Annotated in this window: 13 protein-coding genes and 1 tRNA gene; 4 read left to right on the top strand and 10 right to left on the bottom strand. The window is 72.1% G+C overall.

From position 1 onward, the window contains the following. The first annotated feature begins 46 nt into the window (after positions 1-46). The 4 genes from ACQPYN_RS00070 (at position 47) to ACQPYN_RS00055 (ending at position 3,057) form a co-directional block, all read left to right on the top strand. Positions 47-1,240 carry a Tm-1-like ATP-binding domain-containing protein gene (locus ACQPYN_RS00070; RefSeq protein ID WP_433031723.1) on the top strand — a complete coding sequence of 398 codons (1,194 nt, stop codon included), beginning with the start codon at positions 47-49 and terminating at the stop codon, positions 1,238-1,240. After that, complete coding sequence (locus ACQPYN_RS00065; protein ID WP_433031720.1) at positions 1,237-2,085, top strand: phosphoenolpyruvate hydrolase family protein; 849 nt, start codon at positions 1,237-1,239, stop codon at positions 2,083-2,085. Before ACQPYN_RS00070 ends, ACQPYN_RS00065 begins: the two co-directional genes overlap by 4 nt. Further along, positions 2,085-2,528: an SRPBCC family protein gene (locus ACQPYN_RS00060; protein WP_433031717.1), complete on the top strand. Its 444-nt coding sequence runs from the start codon at positions 2,085-2,087 to the stop codon at positions 2,526-2,528. The genes ACQPYN_RS00065 and ACQPYN_RS00060 overlap by 1 nt, the downstream gene beginning before the upstream one ends. A 115-nt stretch (positions 2,529-2,643) precedes the next feature. After that, positions 2,644-3,057, top strand: coding sequence for a histone-like nucleoid-structuring protein Lsr2 (locus tag ACQPYN_RS00055; protein ID WP_274187552.1), 414 nt, complete (start codon positions 2,644-2,646; stop codon positions 3,055-3,057). Between the two features lie 85 nt (positions 3,058-3,142). Here the strand turns inward: ACQPYN_RS00055 and ACQPYN_RS00050 are convergent. From ACQPYN_RS00050 to dnaA, 10 genes are all read right to left on the bottom strand, one after another. Beyond that, a tRNA-Ile gene (locus tag ACQPYN_RS00050) sits at positions 3,143-3,216 on the bottom strand. Positions 3,217-3,291: 75 nt separating this feature from the next. Beyond that, positions 3,292-4,089 carry a DUF3566 domain-containing protein gene (locus ACQPYN_RS00045; protein WP_433039155.1) on the bottom strand — a complete coding sequence of 266 codons (798 nt, stop codon included), beginning with the start codon at positions 4,087-4,089 and terminating at the stop codon, positions 3,292-3,294. A gap of 406 nt (positions 4,090-4,495) precedes the next feature. Next, on the bottom strand, positions 4,496-7,003 hold the full coding sequence (gene gyrA / locus ACQPYN_RS00040) for a DNA gyrase subunit A (RefSeq protein ID WP_433031713.1): 2,508 nt from the start codon (positions 7,001-7,003) through the stop codon (positions 4,496-4,498). A 190-nt stretch (positions 7,004-7,193) separates the two neighbouring features. Beyond that, positions 7,194-8,594 carry an MFS transporter gene (locus ACQPYN_RS00035; RefSeq protein WP_433031710.1) on the bottom strand — a complete coding sequence of 467 codons (1,401 nt, stop codon included), beginning with the start codon at positions 8,592-8,594 and terminating at the stop codon, positions 7,194-7,196. Between the two features lie 191 nt (positions 8,595-8,785). Next, a complete protein-coding gene (gene gyrB, locus ACQPYN_RS00030; protein WP_433031707.1) occupies positions 8,786-10,807 on the bottom strand; it encodes a DNA topoisomerase (ATP-hydrolyzing) subunit B in 2,022 nt (673 codons plus the stop codon). 216 nt (positions 10,808-11,023) lie between these two features. Next, a complete protein-coding gene (locus tag ACQPYN_RS00025; protein WP_433031704.1) occupies positions 11,024-11,446 on the bottom strand; it encodes a DciA family protein in 423 nt (140 codons plus the stop codon). A gap of 298 nt (positions 11,447-11,744) precedes the next feature. Beyond that, on the bottom strand, positions 11,745-12,920 hold the full coding sequence (gene recF / locus ACQPYN_RS00020; RefSeq protein WP_433031701.1) for a DNA replication/repair protein RecF: 1,176 nt from the start codon (positions 12,918-12,920) through the stop codon (positions 11,745-11,747). Positions 12,921-13,044: 124 nt separating this feature from the next. After that, positions 13,045-13,956, bottom strand: coding sequence for a phosphogluconate dehydrogenase (NAD(+)-dependent, decarboxylating) (gene gnd / locus ACQPYN_RS00015; RefSeq protein ID WP_433031698.1), 912 nt, complete (start codon positions 13,954-13,956; stop codon positions 13,045-13,047). Between the two features lie 76 nt (positions 13,957-14,032). After that, positions 14,033-15,271: a DNA polymerase III subunit beta gene (gene dnaN, locus ACQPYN_RS00010; protein WP_274187559.1), complete on the bottom strand. Its 1,239-nt coding sequence runs from the start codon at positions 15,269-15,271 to the stop codon at positions 14,033-14,035. A gap of 755 nt (positions 15,272-16,026) precedes the next feature. Next, positions 16,027-17,676, bottom strand: a complete 1,650-nt coding sequence (gene dnaA / locus ACQPYN_RS00005; RefSeq protein WP_433031694.1) for a chromosomal replication initiator protein DnaA — start codon at positions 17,674-17,676, stop codon at positions 16,027-16,029.

Here is a 17,676-nt window from a genome sequence, read left to right as displayed (position 1 = left end):
GTAGGAACCGTCCCGGCGGACGACGGCGTCGTGGACGGGAGCGCGGATGGCTGGGACGGGTCGTGCCTACGTGGTGGGCACCTTCGACACGAAGGGCGAGGAGCTGCGCTACGTCGCCGGGCTCCTGCGGGACGCGGGCCACGAGGTGACGACGGTCGACGTCGGTACCTCCGATCCCGACGCCACGAGCGCCGACGTCGGGCCGCACGAGGTGGCCGGCGCGGAGGCGTTCACCGGCGACCGCGGGAGTTCGGTGTCGGCGATGAGCGAGGCGCTGGAGCGGTGGCTACCGGCCCGCGACGACCTCGCGGGCGTGCTCGCGCTCGGCGGATCCGGGGGCACGGCCCTCGTGACGCCCGCGCTGCAGCGTCTGCCGGTGGGCGTCCCGAAGATCGTGGTGTCGACCGTGGCCTCGGGGAACGTCGCGCCGTACGTCGGCTCGGTGGACCTCACGCTCATGTACTCGGTCACCGACGTCGCGGGGCTCAACCGGATCAGCCGGCGGGTGCTGTCCAACGCCGCGCACGCCCTGGGCGGGGCCATCGCGGCGCCCGTGCCGGAAGCCCAGGACAAGCCCGCGCTCGGGCTGACGATGTTCGGGGTCACGACGCCGTGCGTCACCGCCGTGACCGAGGCGGTCGCCGACCGCTGGGACTGCCTCGTCTTCCACGCCACCGGCACCGGCGGGCGCGCGATGGAGAAGCTCGTCGACGACCGGCTCGTCGAGGCCGTCGTCGACGTCAGCACCACCGAGATCGCCGACCTCGTCGTCGGCGGGATCATGGCCGCCACCGAGGACCGTCTCGGTGCGATCGCCCGCACCGGCGTGCCGTGGGTGGGGTCGGTCGGCGCGCTCGACATGGTCAACTTCGGGGCGCCCGACACCGTGCCCGAGCGGTTCCGGGGCCGGACGCTCTACGACCACAACGCCCAGGTGACCCTGATGCGCACGACCCCCGAGGAGTGCCGCGCCGCCGCGGGGTTCCTGGCCGACAAGCTCAACGCCTGCCCCGGGCCGGTGCGCCTCGTCCTGCCGACCGGCGGCGTCTCGGCCCTCGACGCGCCCGGCATGCCCTTCGCCGACGCCGAGGCGGACGCCGCGCTGTTCGACACCCTGCGCGAGCGCTTCCGCGTCGACGACGACCACCGGATCGTCGAGAGCCCGCACCACGTCAACGACCCCGAGTTCGCCGCGACCCTCGTCGCCGCGCTCGAGGAGATCACCGGAGGACGCCCGTGACCCGCGCCGAGATCGTCGAGCGCCTCCGCGCCAAGGTCGATCGCGGCGAGCCGATCGTCGGGGGCGGCGCCGGAACAGGCCTGTCCGCGCGCTGCGAGGAGGAGGGCGGGATCGACCTCATCGTCATCTACAATTCCGGCCGATATCGCATGGCCGGGCGGGGTTCGCTCGCCGGATTGCTCGCCTACGGCAACGCCAACGACATCGTGGTGGAGATGGCGCGCGAGGTCATCCCCGTCGTGCGTCACACCCCGGTGCTCGCCGGCGTGAACGGCACCGACCCGTTCCTGCTGCGTACACGGTTCCTGCGCGAGCTGCGCGAACTCGGCTTCGCCGGCATCCAGAACTTCCCGACGGTCGGGCTCATCGACGGCACCTTCCGGGTGAATCTCGAGGAGACCGGGATGGGGTTCGACCGCGAGGTCGAGCTGGTCGCCGCCGCGCACGACGAGGATCTGCTCACGACGCCCTACGTGTTCTCCGTCGACGACGCCCGTGCGATGACCGCGGCCGGCGCGGACATCGTGGTGTGCCACATGGGTCTCACCACCGGCGGATCGATCGGCGCGCAGACCGCGAAGTCGCTGGACGACTGCGTCGCACTCGTCGACGAATGGGCGGCGGCTGCCCGCGAGGTCCGCGACGACGTCCTCGTGCTCGTGCACGGCGGTCCCGTCTCGTCGCCCGAGGATGCGGCGTACGTCCTGTCCCGCACGCGCACCTGCCACGGCTTCTACGGGGCCAGCAGCATGGAACGCCTGCCCACCGAGCAGGCCCTGACCGCCACGACCCGGGCGTTCGTCGCCCTGCGACCGACCACCGACAGCAGCGAGGAGCACGCCTGATGCCCGAGGTGACCAGTACCGCCATCATCCCCGCCGACGTCGACACGGTGTGGCGGGTGGTCCGCGACTTCGACGGTCTGCCGGCCTGGGTCCCCGCGATCGAGGCCAGCGAGATCGAGGGCGACCTGCGCGGTGACCAGGTGGGCGCCGTGCGCCGTCTGACGCTCGGCGACGGCGGAACCGTGCGCGAACGACTCGTCGCCCTCGACGACCGGGAACGACGTCTGACGTACGCGATCCTCGATTCGCCGTTCCCGGTGGAGGACTACCGATCCACGATCCGGGTCTTCCCCGTGACCACGACCGGGGAATCCTTCGTCGTGTGGGGCGTCGTGTTCGACTGCCACCTCGCCGAGAGCGAGCAGCTCTGTACTCTGTTCGGCCGCGATGTGTTCGGCGCCGGGCTGAACGGTCTGGTCTCGTATTTGGCGCCCGGGGAGTGACGTCCACGGCACGAAAGGAGTGCGGTGCGAACACGAGCCCTTTCCTTTGCTAATGTCGAGTGACATCGAACGACACCGCGTCGATTCCATGGACAAGTGAGGAGTCACGCCCGCCATGGCCCAGAAGACCATCGTCACCCTGGTCGACGACCTGACCGGCGAAGAGGCCGAGGACATCACCACGGTCGAGTTCGCGCTCGACGGGGTGACGTACGAGATCGACCTCGACGACAAGAACAGCGCCCGGCTCCGGGACGCCCTCGCGGAGTACGTCGCCGCCGCGCGTCGCACCGGCGGTCGGCGTTCCTCCGCCGGCGGCAACGGCCGTCGTCGTTCGGGCGCCGGTACGGGCACCCCGCGGGCGACGTCCCCCGGCGGTTACGACCGCGAGACCTCCAAGCAGATCCGCGAGTGGGCCAAGGGCCAGGGATTCGAGGTCTCCGACCGCGGCCGCGTGCCGAACAACGTGGTCGAGGCCTGGGAGGCCCAGCGCAAGGGTTCCGACCACGCCGCGTCGTTCTCGGGCTGACCCCGCAGCACACGCACACGACAACGGCCCCGGAGCGCGATGCTCCGGGGCCGTTCTCGTGTCCGGTGAGGTGGCACCGAGTGGGTGGGCCCAGCTGGATTTGAACCAGCGACCTCGTCGTTATCAGCGACGCGCTCTAACCAACTGAGCTATGGGCCCTCGCAGGAACGAACCCGAGTGCGGACGCCACGGTACCCGACGGGCACCGGGCGCCGAGCACCCGCCCCGAGGCCGTCAGTCGCGCTCGGAGAGCGTGACCTCGATGCCTCCCGCGACGTCGGCGGAGATGTTGTAGATGAACGCCGAGACGCTCGCGAGCGCGGTGAACAGGATGATGTTCACGACGCCGATGACCGCCGCGACGCCGAACACGCCGCCGGCGGTGATCAGCTCGCCGCCGCCGCCCGAGTCCGACGTGAGGTCCTGGTAGGTGCCGTTGAGCTGCGCCCACACGCCCATGCCGTCGAGCACGGCGTAGAGCACGCCCACGGCGAACATCCACACGAAGAACAGCGCGACGCCCAGCACGAGGGCGAGCTTGAGCACCGACCACGGGTCGAAGCGCCGGACCTGCAGGCTCGCCCGCCGGGGCGCCTTGCTGGTGCGGGGACGTCCCGCCGCGAGCTCGGCGACGTCGTCGGGCTCGCGGCGCGGCTCGTCGGACTCGCGGCCGCGCAGCCCCAGCTGCTCCGGGGAGAGCTGGTTGGTGGGTGCGTCGATACCCGACGAGACCGGCTGGCCGGCGCCCCCGCCGTCACCCGTGCCGCCGGGTCGGCCGGTCCCAGTGGGCGTCGACGTCCGCACGGCGGCGGTGATGCCGCCGGCCGGGGTGCCCATGCCCTCCTGCGGAGGACGACCGTTGGCGGGACCGCCCGGACCGCCCTGGCCGCCCTGCGGTCCCGGTCCGCCGGGTCGCTGGAACGGCCCCGACGGCGGGTGGGCGCCACCGGGAGGACCGCCGACGCGCGGCTGGCCGCCGGCCGGGGTGGGCGGGCCGGCCGGACGCGGGCCGGGTCGCCCCGCGTTCGGCATGGGACCCGACGGCGGACCGGTGGCCGCGCCGCCCCGCTGCCACGGCGGCGGCGGGCCGGCCGACCCGCCGGAGGAGGACGTCGGCTCGCCGGCGGTCTCCGCCGCCGACGACGACTCACCGGGCGTCGGCTCGGTGCCCGTCGCCTCGGCCTGGTCGCCGTCCGCCGAGCCCTTGTCCTCCTCGACGGCCGGCACCCGGGTGGTCGACTCCGCGTTCGGGCTCTCCGAGCCGCCGGCGGGTCGAACTCCGCCCCGCTCCGTCTCCGGAGCCGGCTCCTCCGTGCTCGTCCGCGCCCCACCCTTGCCCGACGTCTCCGACGTCGCGGCGGGGTCCGGGTCGTCCGGCTTGCTCGGTGTGCTCACGAGGACTCGTCTCGTCGGTCGGTGACGGGATCAGGGGACGGGATCAGGGCTGCGGCGGGGAGGTCGGGCCGCCCGCGTCGGGATCGGCCGCCTCCTCGGCGTTGCGCGCGATGGCGAGGAGGGTGCCGTTCTCCCCGAGGTTCATCAGGCGCACGCCCTTCGTCTGACGACCCGCCTTGCGCACCGACTTGGCCGTCGTCCGGATCACTCCGCCGTTCGTCGTGATCGCGTAGAGCTCGTCGTCGAGCTCGACGATCAGGGCGCCGACCAGCGTCCCGCGACGCCGGTCGTACTGCAGGGTCAGCACGCCCTTGCCGCCGCGTCCCTGTACCGGGTACTCGTCGATCGGCGTGCGCTTCGCGTAGCCCCCGCCGGTGGCGACCAGCAGGAACGTCCCCTCGCGCACCACGCCGAGCGAGAGCAGCTCGTCGCCGGAGTTGAAGCGCATGCCGGTGACGCCGGACGTCGCCCGGCCCATCGGACGCAGGGCGTCGTCGGTGGCCGTGAATCGGATCGACTGCCCCTCGGCGGAGACCAGCAGCAGGTCGTCGTCACCGGAGCACAGCACCGCGCCGACGAGCTCGTCGCTCTCGCGCAGGTTGATGCCGATCAGGCCGCCGGCGCGGTTGGAGTCGAAGTCGGTCAGACGCGACTTCTTCACCAGGCCGGCCTTCGTCGCGAGCACCAGGTACGGCGCCGCGTCGTAGTCCTTGATGTGCATGACCTGGGCGATCTGCTCCTCGGGCTGGAACGCGAGGAGGTTCGCCACGTGCTGGCCGCGGGCGTTGCGGTTGGCCTCGGGCAGCTCGTAGGCCTTGGCCCGGTAGACCCGGCCCTTGTTGGTGAAGAAGAGCAGCCAGTCGTGCGTGGAGCACACGAAGAAGTGCGCCACGAGGTCGTCCTGCTTGAGCGTCGCGCCCTGGACACCGCGACCGCCCCGCTTCTGCGCGCGGTACAGGTCGGTCTTCGTGCGCTTCGCGTAGCCGGTGCGCGTGATGGTGACGACCACGTCCTCGACCGCGATGAGGTCGGCGTCGGCGACCTCGCCGTCGTAGCCGACGAGCCGGGTCCGGCGTTCGTCCCCGTACTTCTCGACGATCTCGCCGAGCTCGTCGCGGACGATCTGACGCTGCCGCTCCGGGCGGGCGAGGATGTCCTCGAGGTCGCGGATCGTCTCCTCGATCTCGGCCAGCTCGTCGATGATCTTCTGGCGCTCGAGGGCGGCCAGGCGACGCAGCTGCATGTCCAGGATCGCCTGCGCCTGGATGTCGTCGATCTCGAGCAGGTCCATCAGGCCGGAGCGCGCGACGTCGACGGTCTCCGACGCGCGGATGAGGGCGATGACCTCGTCGAGCGCGTCGAGCGCCTTGACCAGACCGCGCAGGATGTGGGCCCGCTCCTCGGCCTTGCGCAGGCGGTAGCGGGTGCGCCGGACGATGACGTCGATCTGGTGGCGGATCCAGTGCCGGATCATCTGGTCGAGCCGCAGGGTGCGCGGCACGCCGTCGACGATCGAGAGCATGTTGACGCCGAAGCTGTACTGCAGCTGCGTGTGCTTGTAGAGGTTGTTCAGCACGACCTTCGCGACGGCGTCGCGGCGCAGCGTGATGACGATGCGGCGGCCCACGCGGTCCGACGACTCGTCGTTGATCTCGGCGATGCCCGCGATGCGTCCGTCGCGCACCAGCGTCGCGATCGACTCGATGAGCGAGTCCGGGTTGACCTGGTAAGGCAGCTCGGTCGCCACGAGGATCGTGCGGCCCTTGGCGTCCTCCTCGACCTCGACCACCGAGCGCATGCGGATCGAGCCGCGGCCGGTGCGGTAGGCCGACTCGATGCCGTCGGTGCCGACGACGAGGCCGGCCGTGGGGAAGTCCGGGCCCTTGATGAAGCCCATGAGGGCCTCGAGGGTCTCCTCCTCGGAGGCCTCCGGGTTGTCGAGCGCCCACACCGCGCCCGCGGCCACCTCGCGCAGGTTGTGCGGCGGCATGTTGGTGGCCATGCCGACGGCGATCCCCGCGCTGCCGTTGATCAGCAGGTTGGGCACGCGGCCCGGGAGGACCGTCGGCTCCTGGGTGCGGCCGTCGTAGTTGTCCGCGAAGTCGACGGTCTCCTCGTCGATGTCCGCGAGCATCGACATCGCGAGCGGCGTCAGCCGGCACTCGGTGTAGCGCATGGCGGCGGCGGGGTCGTTGCCCGGCGACCCGAAGTTGCCCTGGCCGTCGATCAGCGGATAGCGCATCGACCACGGCTGGGCCAGGCGCACGAGGGCGTCGTAGATCGCCGAGTCGCCATGCGGGTGGTAGTTGCCCATGACGTCGCCGACGACGCGGGCGCACTTCACGTAGCTGCGGTCGGGCCGGAACCCGGAGTCGTACATCGAGTACAGGACGCGGCGGTGGACCGGCTTGAGCCCGTCCTCCACCAGTGGCAGCGCCCGACCCACGATGACCGACATCGCGTAGTCGATGTAGGAGCGCTGCATCTCCTGCTGGATGTCGACCGGCTCGATGCGCTCGCCGGAGTCAGGAGGCAGGGTCGTCTCGGTCACGCGGTCGGTCTCCCCTTCTGGCGCCCCGGGCGCGGCGGACACCGCGTCGTCTCGAGGGGGGCGGCCCGTTCACCGGGCCCGCGACCAGCACGGCCGAGGACCCAACCACCCGATTCTACCGACGACGCCGACGCGCTCCCGGTTCCCCCGGCGGCGCGTCCGTGACCGCGTTCGTGACCGCCTCCGGGGATCAGCCGGCGGAGCGCCCCGCGGTGGCGTCCTGGGGCGCCCGCGGGTCGTCGAGCAGGCCGCGGGAGAGGGTCTCGGTCATGGCGTACGAGCACGCGAGGGAGATCAGGGCCATCCCCACGACGTAGACGGCGACCGACATCAGGCTGCCCGTCCAGGCCACCAGCACCGCGCAGATCGTCGGCGCGACCCCGCCCAGGATCGAGGCGAGCTGGTAGGCCAACGAGGCGCCGCTGTAGCGCAGGCGGGTGGGGAACTGTTCGGCGAAGTAGGCCGACTGCGGTCCGTAGACCGCACTGCGGCAGGCCTGCACGACGAGGCCGCCGAGGATGAACAGCGCGAGGTTCCCCGTGCCCACGAACAGGAAGTACGGGATGCCGAACACCGCGAGCAGCCCCATGCCGGCGAGGAACATCCGCCGTCGGCCCACGTAGTCCGACAGCAGGCCGAGCAGCAGGATCATCGGGATGTCGGAGGCGGACAGCGCGGTGTTCGCCGCGAGGATCTCCGTGCGGTCGTAGCCCAGGCTCGTCGTGGCGTAGGAGACCAGCCAGACCGAGCCGACGTAGAACGTCGCGTTGGTGGCGAGGAACGACCCGGCGGCGAGCAGGATCTCCTTCGGGTAGGTGCGGAACGCCTCCACCACCGGCATCCGCGCCGCGGACTTCGTCTCCATGGACTCGCGGAAGACCGGGCTCTCGGCCACGGTCAGGCGAATCCACATCCCGACGGCGATGAGCGCGGCGCTGGCCAGGAACGGGACGCGCCAGCCCCACGACAGGAACTGCTCCTCGGTCAACGTGAGGTCGAGGATGAGGAACGCCCCCGTGCCGCACACGAGGCCGAGCGGCACGCCGACCTGCGGCCAGCTCCCGTAGAAGCCGCGACGGTTCGGCGGCGCGTTCTCCACGGCCATGAGCGCGGCACCGCCCCACTCCCCGCCGACGCCGAAGCCCTGCCCGATGCGCAGCACCACGAGGAGGATCGGGGCCGCGACGCCGATGGCGCCGTAGCTGGGCAGCAGCCCGATCGCGACCGTGCACACGCCCATGAGCAGCAGCGACCACACGAGCATGGGCTTGCGGCCCACCCGGTCGCCGAAGTGCGCGAACACCGCGCCGCCGAAGGGCCGGGCGAGGAAGCCGGCCGCGAACGTGCCGAAGGCGGCGATGGTGCCGGCGGTGGGCGAGGCGGACGGGAAGAACAGCTTGCCGAAGACCAGCGCGGCCGCGGTGCCGTAGATGAAGAAGTCGAACCACTCGATCGTCGTGCCGACCAGGCTGGCCAGGGCGACCTTGCGGGGAACGCGCAGTGAGGGGCCGGGGCGGTCGCCGCCGACGGTGTCGGGCCCGGAGGCGTCGGTGACCATGGCGTGCTCCTCGTCGTCGGGGTGCCCGGTCATGGAACGACCAGCCCCCGACAAGGTCAAGCATCGGCAAAGAACCCGTCCCGGAACTGGGCCGTGTGCACGACGGCGGGCCTCCGGGACGGGGCCGCCTGCACACTCCACACACCCCGCACGGACGAGGGCCCGGGTTCCACGGGAAACATCCCGCGGCGCCCGGGCCCTCGGAGGCTCGACTTCGCCCTCGACTAGACGTCGAGGAAGCGCACGTCCTTCGCGTTGCGGGTGATGAACGAACGCCGGGACTCGACGTCCTCGCCCATGAGCACGCTGAAGAGCTCGTCGGCGGTGGCGGCGTCGTCCAGCGTGACCCGCTGCATCAGCCGGGTCTCGGGGTCCATCGTGGTCTCCCACAGCTCCTTGGCGTTCATCTCGCCGAGGCCCTTGTAGCGCTGGACGCCGTCGTCCTTGTTGATCTTCTTGCCGGCGGCCCGACCGGCCTCGATCAGGCTGTCGCGCTCGCGGTCGCTGTAGGCGAACTCCGGCTCGGCGTTCCGGCCGCCCCACTTGATCTTGTACAGCGGAGGCATCGCCAGGAACACGTGGCCGTTCTCCACGAGCGGGCGCATGAACCGGAACAGCAGCGTCAGCAGCAGGGTGCGGATGTGCTGGCCGTCCACGTCGGCGTCGGCCATCAGCACGATCTTGTGATAGCGCAGCTTGCTGAGGTCGAACTCGTCGTGGATGCCCGCGCCGAGCGCCGTGATGATCGACTGGACCTCGTTGTTCTTGAGGACGCGGTCGATGCGGGCCTTCTCGACGTTGATGATCTTCCCTCGGATCGGGAGGATCGCCTGGAACATCGAGTCGCGACCGGACTTGGCCGAGCCACCTGCCGAGTCGCCCTCGACGATGTAGACCTCGCTGCGCTCGGGGTCGTTGCTGCGGCAGTCGGCGAGCTTGCCGGGCAGGCCGCCGAGGTCGCCGGCCGTCTTGCGGCGGACGAGCTCGCGGGCCTTGCGGGCCGCGAGCCGTGCCTGCGCCGAGCCGACCGCCTTGTTGATGATGGTCTTGGCCTCGGCCGGGTTGGCCTCGAACCAGTCACCGAGGTGCTCGTTGCACACCTTCTGGACGAACGAGCGCACCTCGGTGTTGCCGAGCTTGGTCTTGGTCTGGCCCTCGAACTGCGGCTCGGCGACCTTCACCGACACGATCGCGGCGAGGCCCTCGCGGATGTCGTCGCCGGTGAGCGCCGGGTCCTTGTCCTTGATGAGCTTCTTGTCCCGCGCATAGCGGTTGACCGTCGCGGTGAGCGCGGAGCGGAAGCCCTCCTCGTGGGTGCCGCCCTCGGTGGTGTTGATCGTGTTGCAGAACGTGTAGACGGACTCGGAGTAGCCCGAGTTCCACTGCATCGCGACCTCGACCTGGTGGCCGGTGCCCTCCGCCTGGAACCCCACCGGCTTGCGGTGGATCGGGTCCTTGGCGTGGTTGATGTGGGCGACGAAGTCCTCGAGGCCGCCCGGGTAGTGGAACGTGCGCTCCGTGATCTTCGAGACGTAGCCCTCGGCGTCCGGGGCCTCGTCGAGGTCCGTGCCGTCGGCGTCGGAGCCCTCGGGCTTGCGCTCGTCACGCAGGTGGATGGTGAGGCCCTTGTTGAGGAAGGCCATCTCCTGCAGCCGGCGCGAGATCGTCTCGAAGTTGTAGGTGGTCGACTCGAAGATCGCCGGGTCGGCCCAGAAGGTGATCGACGTACCGGTCTTCTTGGTCTTGCCGACCTGGTTGAGCGTGCCGGGCACCGAGTGGTCGTAGTGCTGGGTCCAGATCTGGCCGTCGCGGTGGATCTCGACGTCGAGCGCGGTGGACAGCGCGTTGACGACGCTGATGCCGACGCCGTGCAGACCGCCGGAGACCGCGTACGACTTGTCGTCGAACTTGCCGCCGGCGTGGAGCATGGTCATGACCATCTCGACGGCGGGCTTCTTCTCCACCGGGTGCTCGTCGACCGGGATGCCGCGGCCGTCGTCGACGACGGCGATCCCGCCGTCCGCCTGCAGCGTCACCGAGACGCTGCTGGCGTAGCCGGCCATCGCCTCGTCGACGGAGTTGTCGACGGCTTCCCAGATCAGGTGGTGCAGCCCGCGCTCACCCGTGGAGCCGATGTACATGCCGGGCCGCTTGCGGACTGCCTCGAGGCCCTCGAGGACGGTGATGGACGAGGCGCTGTAGTCCCCGTTGTTCTTCTTCTGGGCCGAGTTCGGTGCGGCTGCCACGGGCTCTGGTGTCTCCCTCACGTGGACACGGCCCGTGCGCATCGCGCGCGGGCGGAACATCTGCCTCCAGTCTACCGGGTCACCCACCCCAGAACGGCCCGGGCACGCGGCTCAGCGCGTCACACGGCGCACGAATCGGCATCGGGAGGGTGCGACCGGCCGCGAGGCGTCCCGCGCGCCTCTGACGGCCCGTCGTCGGACCGCCTGCGCGGACCGTCAGCCGTACGTGTCGCGCGGTCCGCGGCCCGAGACGTGGCGGGGGCCGCGGCGCCAGCTCGGCGCGGTCGGGCCGTGGATGCGCATCGTCTTCACGACCCCGTCGCCGAGCCCGGCCGCCAGCTTCCCGATCAGCTGGCGCTGCAGCAGGCGCAGCTGGGTGGCCCAGGCCGTCGAGTCGGCCGCGACGGTGAGGACGCCGTCGCGCAGGGACACGGGACGGGCGTGCTCGGCGACCTCCTCGCCCACCAGCTCGGCCCAGCGCCCGAAGACCGAGCCGTTCGCGAGGCGCGGCGCCCACCCGCGATCGCCGGACAGGCGGGACGCCAGCCGCCCGAGCATCTGCGGGTCGCGCTCGTCGGCACCCGAGCCCGACCAGCCACGACGGCGCGGGCGGCCCACGCCGGTCCCGGTGCGACGCACCGGCTTGCGGATCCCCGCCGCACCCCCGCCGGCGGCACGACGCGCAGCGCTCGCGGCCCGTGCGGCGGCGAGGGCGTCGCGGGCGAGGTCCGCGCCCCGCTTCTCTTCGCCCGTCCCCCGGGTGCTCTGGTCGTCCGGAGTGCCCCCGTCGGAGCGCCGTTCGGGTGTGTGGACAGCGTCTCCGGGGCGCCGTGCCTGCTCGCGCCCCGGATCCGGGCCTCCGCGGGAGGCTCCCGGGGATCTGTTCGGGGAGTTGTCCACAGCATCCACAGGTCTGTCCCCAGGACCTCCACCGTTTTCACGCGTCCGGCCCACCAGCCGCACCCCCTGTCGTCCGCGCCGCCGCGCTCATCTCACGCACCGTGCCCGAATCGACCACGAAACGTGCACCCTGCAGGTCATCCGGGACATCGTCGTCCACCGCGGCGGTGACGAGCACCTGTTCCGCGTTCACCGCGGTCCGCGCGAGCGCCCGGCGCCGGCGGGCGTCCAGCTCGGCGAAGACGTCGTCGAGGATCAGGACGGGTTCGGAGCCCTCGCCCCGGAGCAGTTCGAACGCCCCCAGGCGCAGCGCGAGCGCCAGCGACCACGACTCCCCGTGGCTGGCGTACCCCTTCGCCGGACCCGTGCCGAGCGTGAGCTCCAGGTCGTCGCGGTGCGGGCCGACGAGGCACACTCCGCGCTCGATCTCCTGGGTGCGGCGCCGCCGCATCTCGTCGAGCAGCAGCACCTCGATCTCCTCGGGCGTGGACGGCCCCGCCTCGCCGCCCAGGGCGTCCACCGTCTCGGCACGCGAGCGGTAGCGCGCCCCCACCGGCTCGGACTCCGGCGCCACCGCGGCGTAGGCGTCCCGCACGTGCGGGGCGAGCGCGGCGGTGAGCTCGAGGCGTCCGGCGACGAGTACCGCCCCGGCGCGGGCGAGGTGGGCGTCCCACACGTCCAGGGTGCTCGTGTCGCCACGGGCGTGGCGGGCGGTCTTGAGCAGGGCCGAGCGCTGGCGCAGCACCTTGTCGTAGTCCGCCCGTGCCCCGGCCCACCGCGGCGCGCGGGCGACGAGCAGGTCGTCGAGGAAACGGCGGCGCTCGCCGGGGTCGCCGCGGACCAGCGCGAGGTCCTCGGGCGCGAACACGACCGTGCGCACGATGCCGAGCACCTCGCGGGGGCTGCGCACCGGCGAGCGGTTGACGCGGGCGCGGTTGGCCTTCCCGCTGGCGATCTCCACCTGCACGGTGAGCTCGCGGCCCTCGTTGACGGCCACCGCGCGGATGCTCGCCGAGGTCGCGTCCCGACGGATCAGCGGGGCGTCGCCGGCCACGCGGTGCGACGCGAGGGTGGCGAGGTAGCCCACCGCCTCGACGAGGTTCGTCTTGCCCTGGCCGTTGGCGCCGACCAGCACCGAGACCCCCGGCGCGAAGTCCAGGTCGGCCTGCTCCCAGGAGCGGAAATCGGTGACCGAGAGGTGTCTGACGTACATCCACTCTCCCGTCGCTCCGCTCGCCCGGGCCACTCTCCCGTCGCTCCGCTCGCCCGGGCCACTCTCCCGTCCCCAGCGCTCGCCCCGGCCGCCTTCCCTCGCTCCGCTCGCCCAGGGGGTCCGGTCAGCCGCCCGTCGGCGGCTCGTTGGCGGCGTCGCCCGCCTTGTGGGTGGCGTGGCCGCCGAACTGGGCGCGCAGGGCCGCGACCGCCTTCATGGCCGGCGAGTCGATCTGGCGGGAGGCGAACCGTGCGAACAGCGCCGCCGAGATCACGGGGGCCGGCACGGCGTGCTTGATGGCTTCGTCCACGGTCCAGCGGCCCTCGCCCGAGTCCTCGGCGTAGCCGGTGATCGCGTCGAGGTGCGGATCCGCCTCGAGCGCCAGGACCATGAGGTCGAGCAGCCAGCTGCGCACCACGGTGCCACGGCTCCACGCCTTCATCACGGCGCCGACGTTGTCGACGGGGCCGCCGGCGCTGAGCAGCTCGTAGCCCTCGGCGTAGGCCTGCATGAGGCCGTACTCGACGCCGTTGTGGACCATCTTCGCGTAGTGGCCCGCCCCGACCGGGCCGGCGTGGACGAAGCCCTCCTCGCGCGGACCCTCCGGGCGCAGGGCGTCGAACACCGGCAGCAGGCGCTCGATGTCGGCGGGGTCGCCCCCGGCCATGAGCCCGTAGCCCTCGGTGCGGCCCCAGACGCCGCCCGAGACGCCGCAGTCGACGTAGCGGATGCCGTGCTCGCCGAGCAGCTCGGCGTGGACGGTGTCGTCGGTGAACTTGCTGTTGCCGCCGTCGATCACCAGGTCGTCGGCCTCGAGCAGCTCGGCGAGGCTCTGCACCGTCGAGTGGGTGGCGGAGCCCGCCGGGACCATCAGCCACACCGTGCGCGGCGCCGAGAGTGCCTTGACCAGCTCGTCCAGCGACTGCACGTCGCCGGATCCGTCGTTGGCGTACCCGACGACCTCGTGGCCGGCGGACCGGAGCCGTTCGGCCATGTTGCCGCCCATGCGTCCGAGCCCGACCATCCCCAGCTGCACGTCGCGTTCCTCTCGTCGGCCGCCCGGTGGGGGACGGCTCCTGCGCTCGGGTGGGTGTGCTCCGGGTGGCTCGGGCTCAGCCCGGCAGCCGCACCGGCATCAGGAGATAGAGGTACCCGGGACGGGGCTCGGGGAGATCGTCCACGGCGTCACCCGGTCCGGGCTCGACCGCGGTGGCGCCGCCGCCGGCGGGCTCGGCACCGTCGCCGGACGCGGCGGCGGCGTCCTCGCCGGGCGGCATCGCCGGGCGCAGCAGAGCGGGGCGGCTGGGCGTGGTGAACGAGAGGTGGGCGTGCTCGGCGCCGAGCGCGGAGAGCCCGTCGAGCAGGTAGCCGGGGTTGAAGGCGATGGTCAGCGGCTCGCCGACGAAGCGGCAGGAGATCTCCTCCTCCGCGCTGCCCTCGTCGTCGCCGCCCGCCGTGAGCCGCAGGGTGTCGTCGGCGAACTCGAGGCGGACCTGGGTGCCGCGCTCGGCCACCAGCGAGACGCGCTTGATGGCCTCGACGAGCGGGGCGATCTCGAGCACCGCCGCCGACGTGTGCTCCTTGGGCAGCAGCTGCCGGTAGCGCGGGAACTCGGCGTCGAGCAGACGCGTCGTCGAGCGGCGTCCGCCGCCCGCGAGCCCGAGCAGCCCGTCGCCGCGCGCCAGCGCCAGCTCGATGCGCGAACCCGACGACGTCAGCGTCTTGGCCGCCTCGGCCAGGGTCTTGGCCGGGGCGAGCAGCGCGACCTCGCCGGACTCGCCGCCGCCCGCGCTCTCGCCCGGCTCCCAGGTGAACTCGCGGACGGCGAGGCGGAAGCGGTCGGTGGCCGCGAGCGTGAGCGTCGAGCCGTCGATCTCGATGCGGATGCCGGTGAGCATCGGCAGCGTGTCGTCCCGGCCGGCGGCCACGGCGACCTGCGAGACGGCCTGGGCGAACACCTCGGGCGCGAGGGCCCCGGCGACCGGCGGCATGTCGGGCAGCTGCGGGTAGTCCTCGGCCGACATCGTCGGGAGGCTGAACCGGGCGTTGCCGCAGGCGATGGTGGCGCGCGGCCCGTCGACGGTGACGTCGACCGGGTGCGGCGGCAGGGCCCGCGTGATGTCGGCGAGCAGGCGGCCCGAGACCAGCGCGCGACCGGCGTCGCCGATCATCGCCGGCACCTCGACCCGCGCGGAGACCTCGTAGTCGAAGCCCGAGACGGTCAGCGTGCCGTCGCCCTCGGTGTCGAGCAGGACGCCGCCGAGCACCGGGACCGGCGCGCGGCTCGGGAGGCTGCGGGCGACGAAGGCCACGGCGTCGGCGAGGGCGTCTCGTTCGACGCGGAACTTCATCGCGGGTCCTCCCCCTGTGGGCCGGTCTGTGCCAGGTGGTGCTGGGCCAGGTGGTGCTGGCGGTCTGGACTGCCGGCTGGAACGCACCCCGGCGCGGGTGCATCACGGTAGAGCGTGCAGGAGGGGTCCGACACTCCGGGCCCGATCCCGATCCGAGCCGATCGGGTACTCCGGCCCCGATCGTTCGGCGAGCCGATCGACCCGTCCACACCACCTGTTCTTCTGTAGTTCTCCTAGAAGGGAAAGACAGTAGGAGTAATAGGTCCTGTGCACGGTGTGGACGGGGGACGTCGCCGCAGGTGGGGCGGCGCGGCGCCGTGGGGATCACTCGGCGCGGCGGATGCCCGGATCCGGGGACGGATCGGCGTGTCCGGTGGACAGAGCCCGGCGACGGCCTGCTTTCTCATCTCCCTCCACCGCCTCCGGACGGATGTCCACAGACTTGTCCCCAGCTGTGGGTCGATCGGGAGTCGAACGATCGCAATGTGCTACCGACCTCGGTGTTCGTCGATGATCGGCGACGTCTCGGCGCGAGGCCCGTGCTTCCTGTGGTCACACAGCGTCGCCCGAGGAGCGGCAGAGCTCGACGCAGCGTGACGAACCGGACCCGTGCGGGCGGCGCGGTGCGGGAGCGAGCGGGGACTTTGCGCGCTTAGAAGCAGCGAACGGCGCGTTCGCTGCTTCTCGGCGGGTCCGCTGTCTCCCGGGAGGCGCTGGGCGGGGCGGAGCGGGGCCAGTGGGCCGTGGACGCGGCCTCAGCCGCGGGCGCGCTGCTTGATGCGCGCGGTGAGCTCCTGGACCTGCTCGTAGGTCCGGCGGCGCTCGGCCATCTCCTTGCGGATCTTCTTGTCCGCGTGCATGACCGTGGTGTGGTCGCGGTTGCCGAACATCTGGCCGATGCGGGGCAGGGAGAGGTCGGTGAGCTCGCGGCAGAGGTACATCGCGATCTGCCGGCTCAGCGCGAGGGCCTTGGTCTTGCCCGGCCCGCAGAGGTCGTCGATGGACACCGAGTAGAACTCGGCGGTCACCGCCATGATCGTCGGCGCGGTGATCTCCGACTGGCGGGAGTCGGGGATGAGGTCGCGCAGGACGATCTCGGCGAGCTGGAGGTCGATCGGCTGCCGGTTGAGCGACGCGAAGGCCGTCACGCGGATCAGGGCGCCCTCGAGCTCGCGGATGTTGCGCTCGATGCGGTCGGCGATGAACTCGAGCACCTCGGGCGGGGCGGCCATCCGCTCGCCGGCGGCCTTCTTGCGCAGGATCGCGATGCGCGTCTCGAGCTCGGGCGGCTGGATGTCGGTGATCAGGCCCCACTCGAAGCGGGTGCGCAGGCGGTCCTCGAGCGTCTCCAGCCGCTTGGGCGGCCGGTCGGAGGACACGACGATCTGCTTGTTCGCGTTGTGCAGGGTGTTGAAGGTGTGGAAGAACTCCTCCTGGGTGCCTTCCTTGCCCTCCAGGAACTGGATGTCGTCCACCAGCAGCACGTCGACGTCGCGGTAGCGGCGCTGGAACGCCACCTTGCGGTCGTCGCGCAGCGAGTTGATGAAGTCGTTCGTGAACTCCTCGGTGGACACGTAGCGCACGCGCATGCCGGCGAACAGCCGCTGGGCGTAGTGCCCGACGGCGTGCAGCAGGTGCGTCTTGCCGAGTCCGGAGTCGCCCCAGACGAACAGCGGGTTGTAGGCGCGCGCCGGGGCCTCGGACACCGCGACGGCGGCGGCGTGCGCGAAGCGGTTCGAGGCGCCGATGACGAACGTGTCGAACGTGTACTTCTCGTTCAGCCGCGTCTGGGAGCGCGGCGCGCCGCGGACCGGGTCGGGGCCGGTGTCGCGCATCCCGCCCATCGGCTCGCCGGGCCCGCGCGGAGGCCAGATCTCCTGCACCGCCGCGAGCCCGTCGCGGACCTCGTCGACCTCTTCCTCGGGGTGCGACCGGTCCGGGTTGTGCGTCACGCGCCCGACCCCGGCGGCCGCGGCGATCGCCTCGGCGCGGTGGGACGAGGTGGTGGCCGACAGGTACCCGGTGTCGGGGCCGTGGTGACCGTTGCCGGCGTGGTCGCCCTCGGACGACGGCATCGAGAGCCGCGGCAGCGGGGACGTGCTCGGCCCGACCTCGGGGGCGGGGCGGGCGCTGTGGTCCACCCGCACGGCCAGGGAGACCGGCCTGCCGATGTGCCGGGAGAGCGCGGCGACGATCGGGTCGCGCAGCGCGCGCTCGATGGCCTCCTTGGCGAACTCGCTCGGGGCGGCCAGCAGCGCGGTGTCGTCGAGGAGCCCGAGGGGGCGCGTCACCCGTACCCACGCGCGCTGCTGGGGAGAGAGCGCGGCACCCTCGACGGAGCCCGCGGTGAGTTCGGCGACGACCTGGCCCCAGGTCTCGTCGAGGTCGAAGAGCTGGTCCGACAC

The organism is Actinomycetospora sp. CA-053990, assembly GCF_050948445.1.
Taxonomy (GTDB): Bacteria; Actinomycetota; Actinomycetes; order Mycobacteriales; family Pseudonocardiaceae; genus Actinomycetospora; species Actinomycetospora callitridis.
Note: the sequence above shows the minus strand (reverse complement) of the source record. Positions and strands in the feature narration are given on the sequence as shown.

Coding starts and splice junctions, on each gene's coding strand:
- ACQPYN_RS00060 (WP_433031717.1), top strand. CDS start 2,085: ATGCCCGAGGTGACCAGTACCGCCATCATCCCCGCCGACGTCGACACG.
- ACQPYN_RS00035 (WP_433031710.1), bottom strand. CDS start 8,594: ATGACCGGGCACCCCGACGACGAGGAGCACGCCATGGTCACCGACGCC.
- ACQPYN_RS00070 (WP_433031723.1), top strand. CDS start 47: ATGGCTGGGACGGGTCGTGCCTACGTGGTGGGCACCTTCGACACGAAG.
- ACQPYN_RS00055 (WP_274187552.1), top strand. CDS start 2,644: ATGGCCCAGAAGACCATCGTCACCCTGGTCGACGACCTGACCGGCGAA.
- dnaN (WP_274187559.1), bottom strand. CDS start 15,271: ATGAAGTTCCGCGTCGAACGAGACGCCCTCGCCGACGCCGTGGCCTTC.
- recF (WP_433031701.1), bottom strand. CDS start 12,920: ATGTACGTCAGACACCTCTCGGTCACCGATTTCCGCTCCTGGGAGCAG.
- ACQPYN_RS00045 (WP_433039155.1), bottom strand. CDS start 4,089: ATGCCGAACGCGGGGCGACCCGGCCCGCGTCCGGCCGGCCCGCCCACC.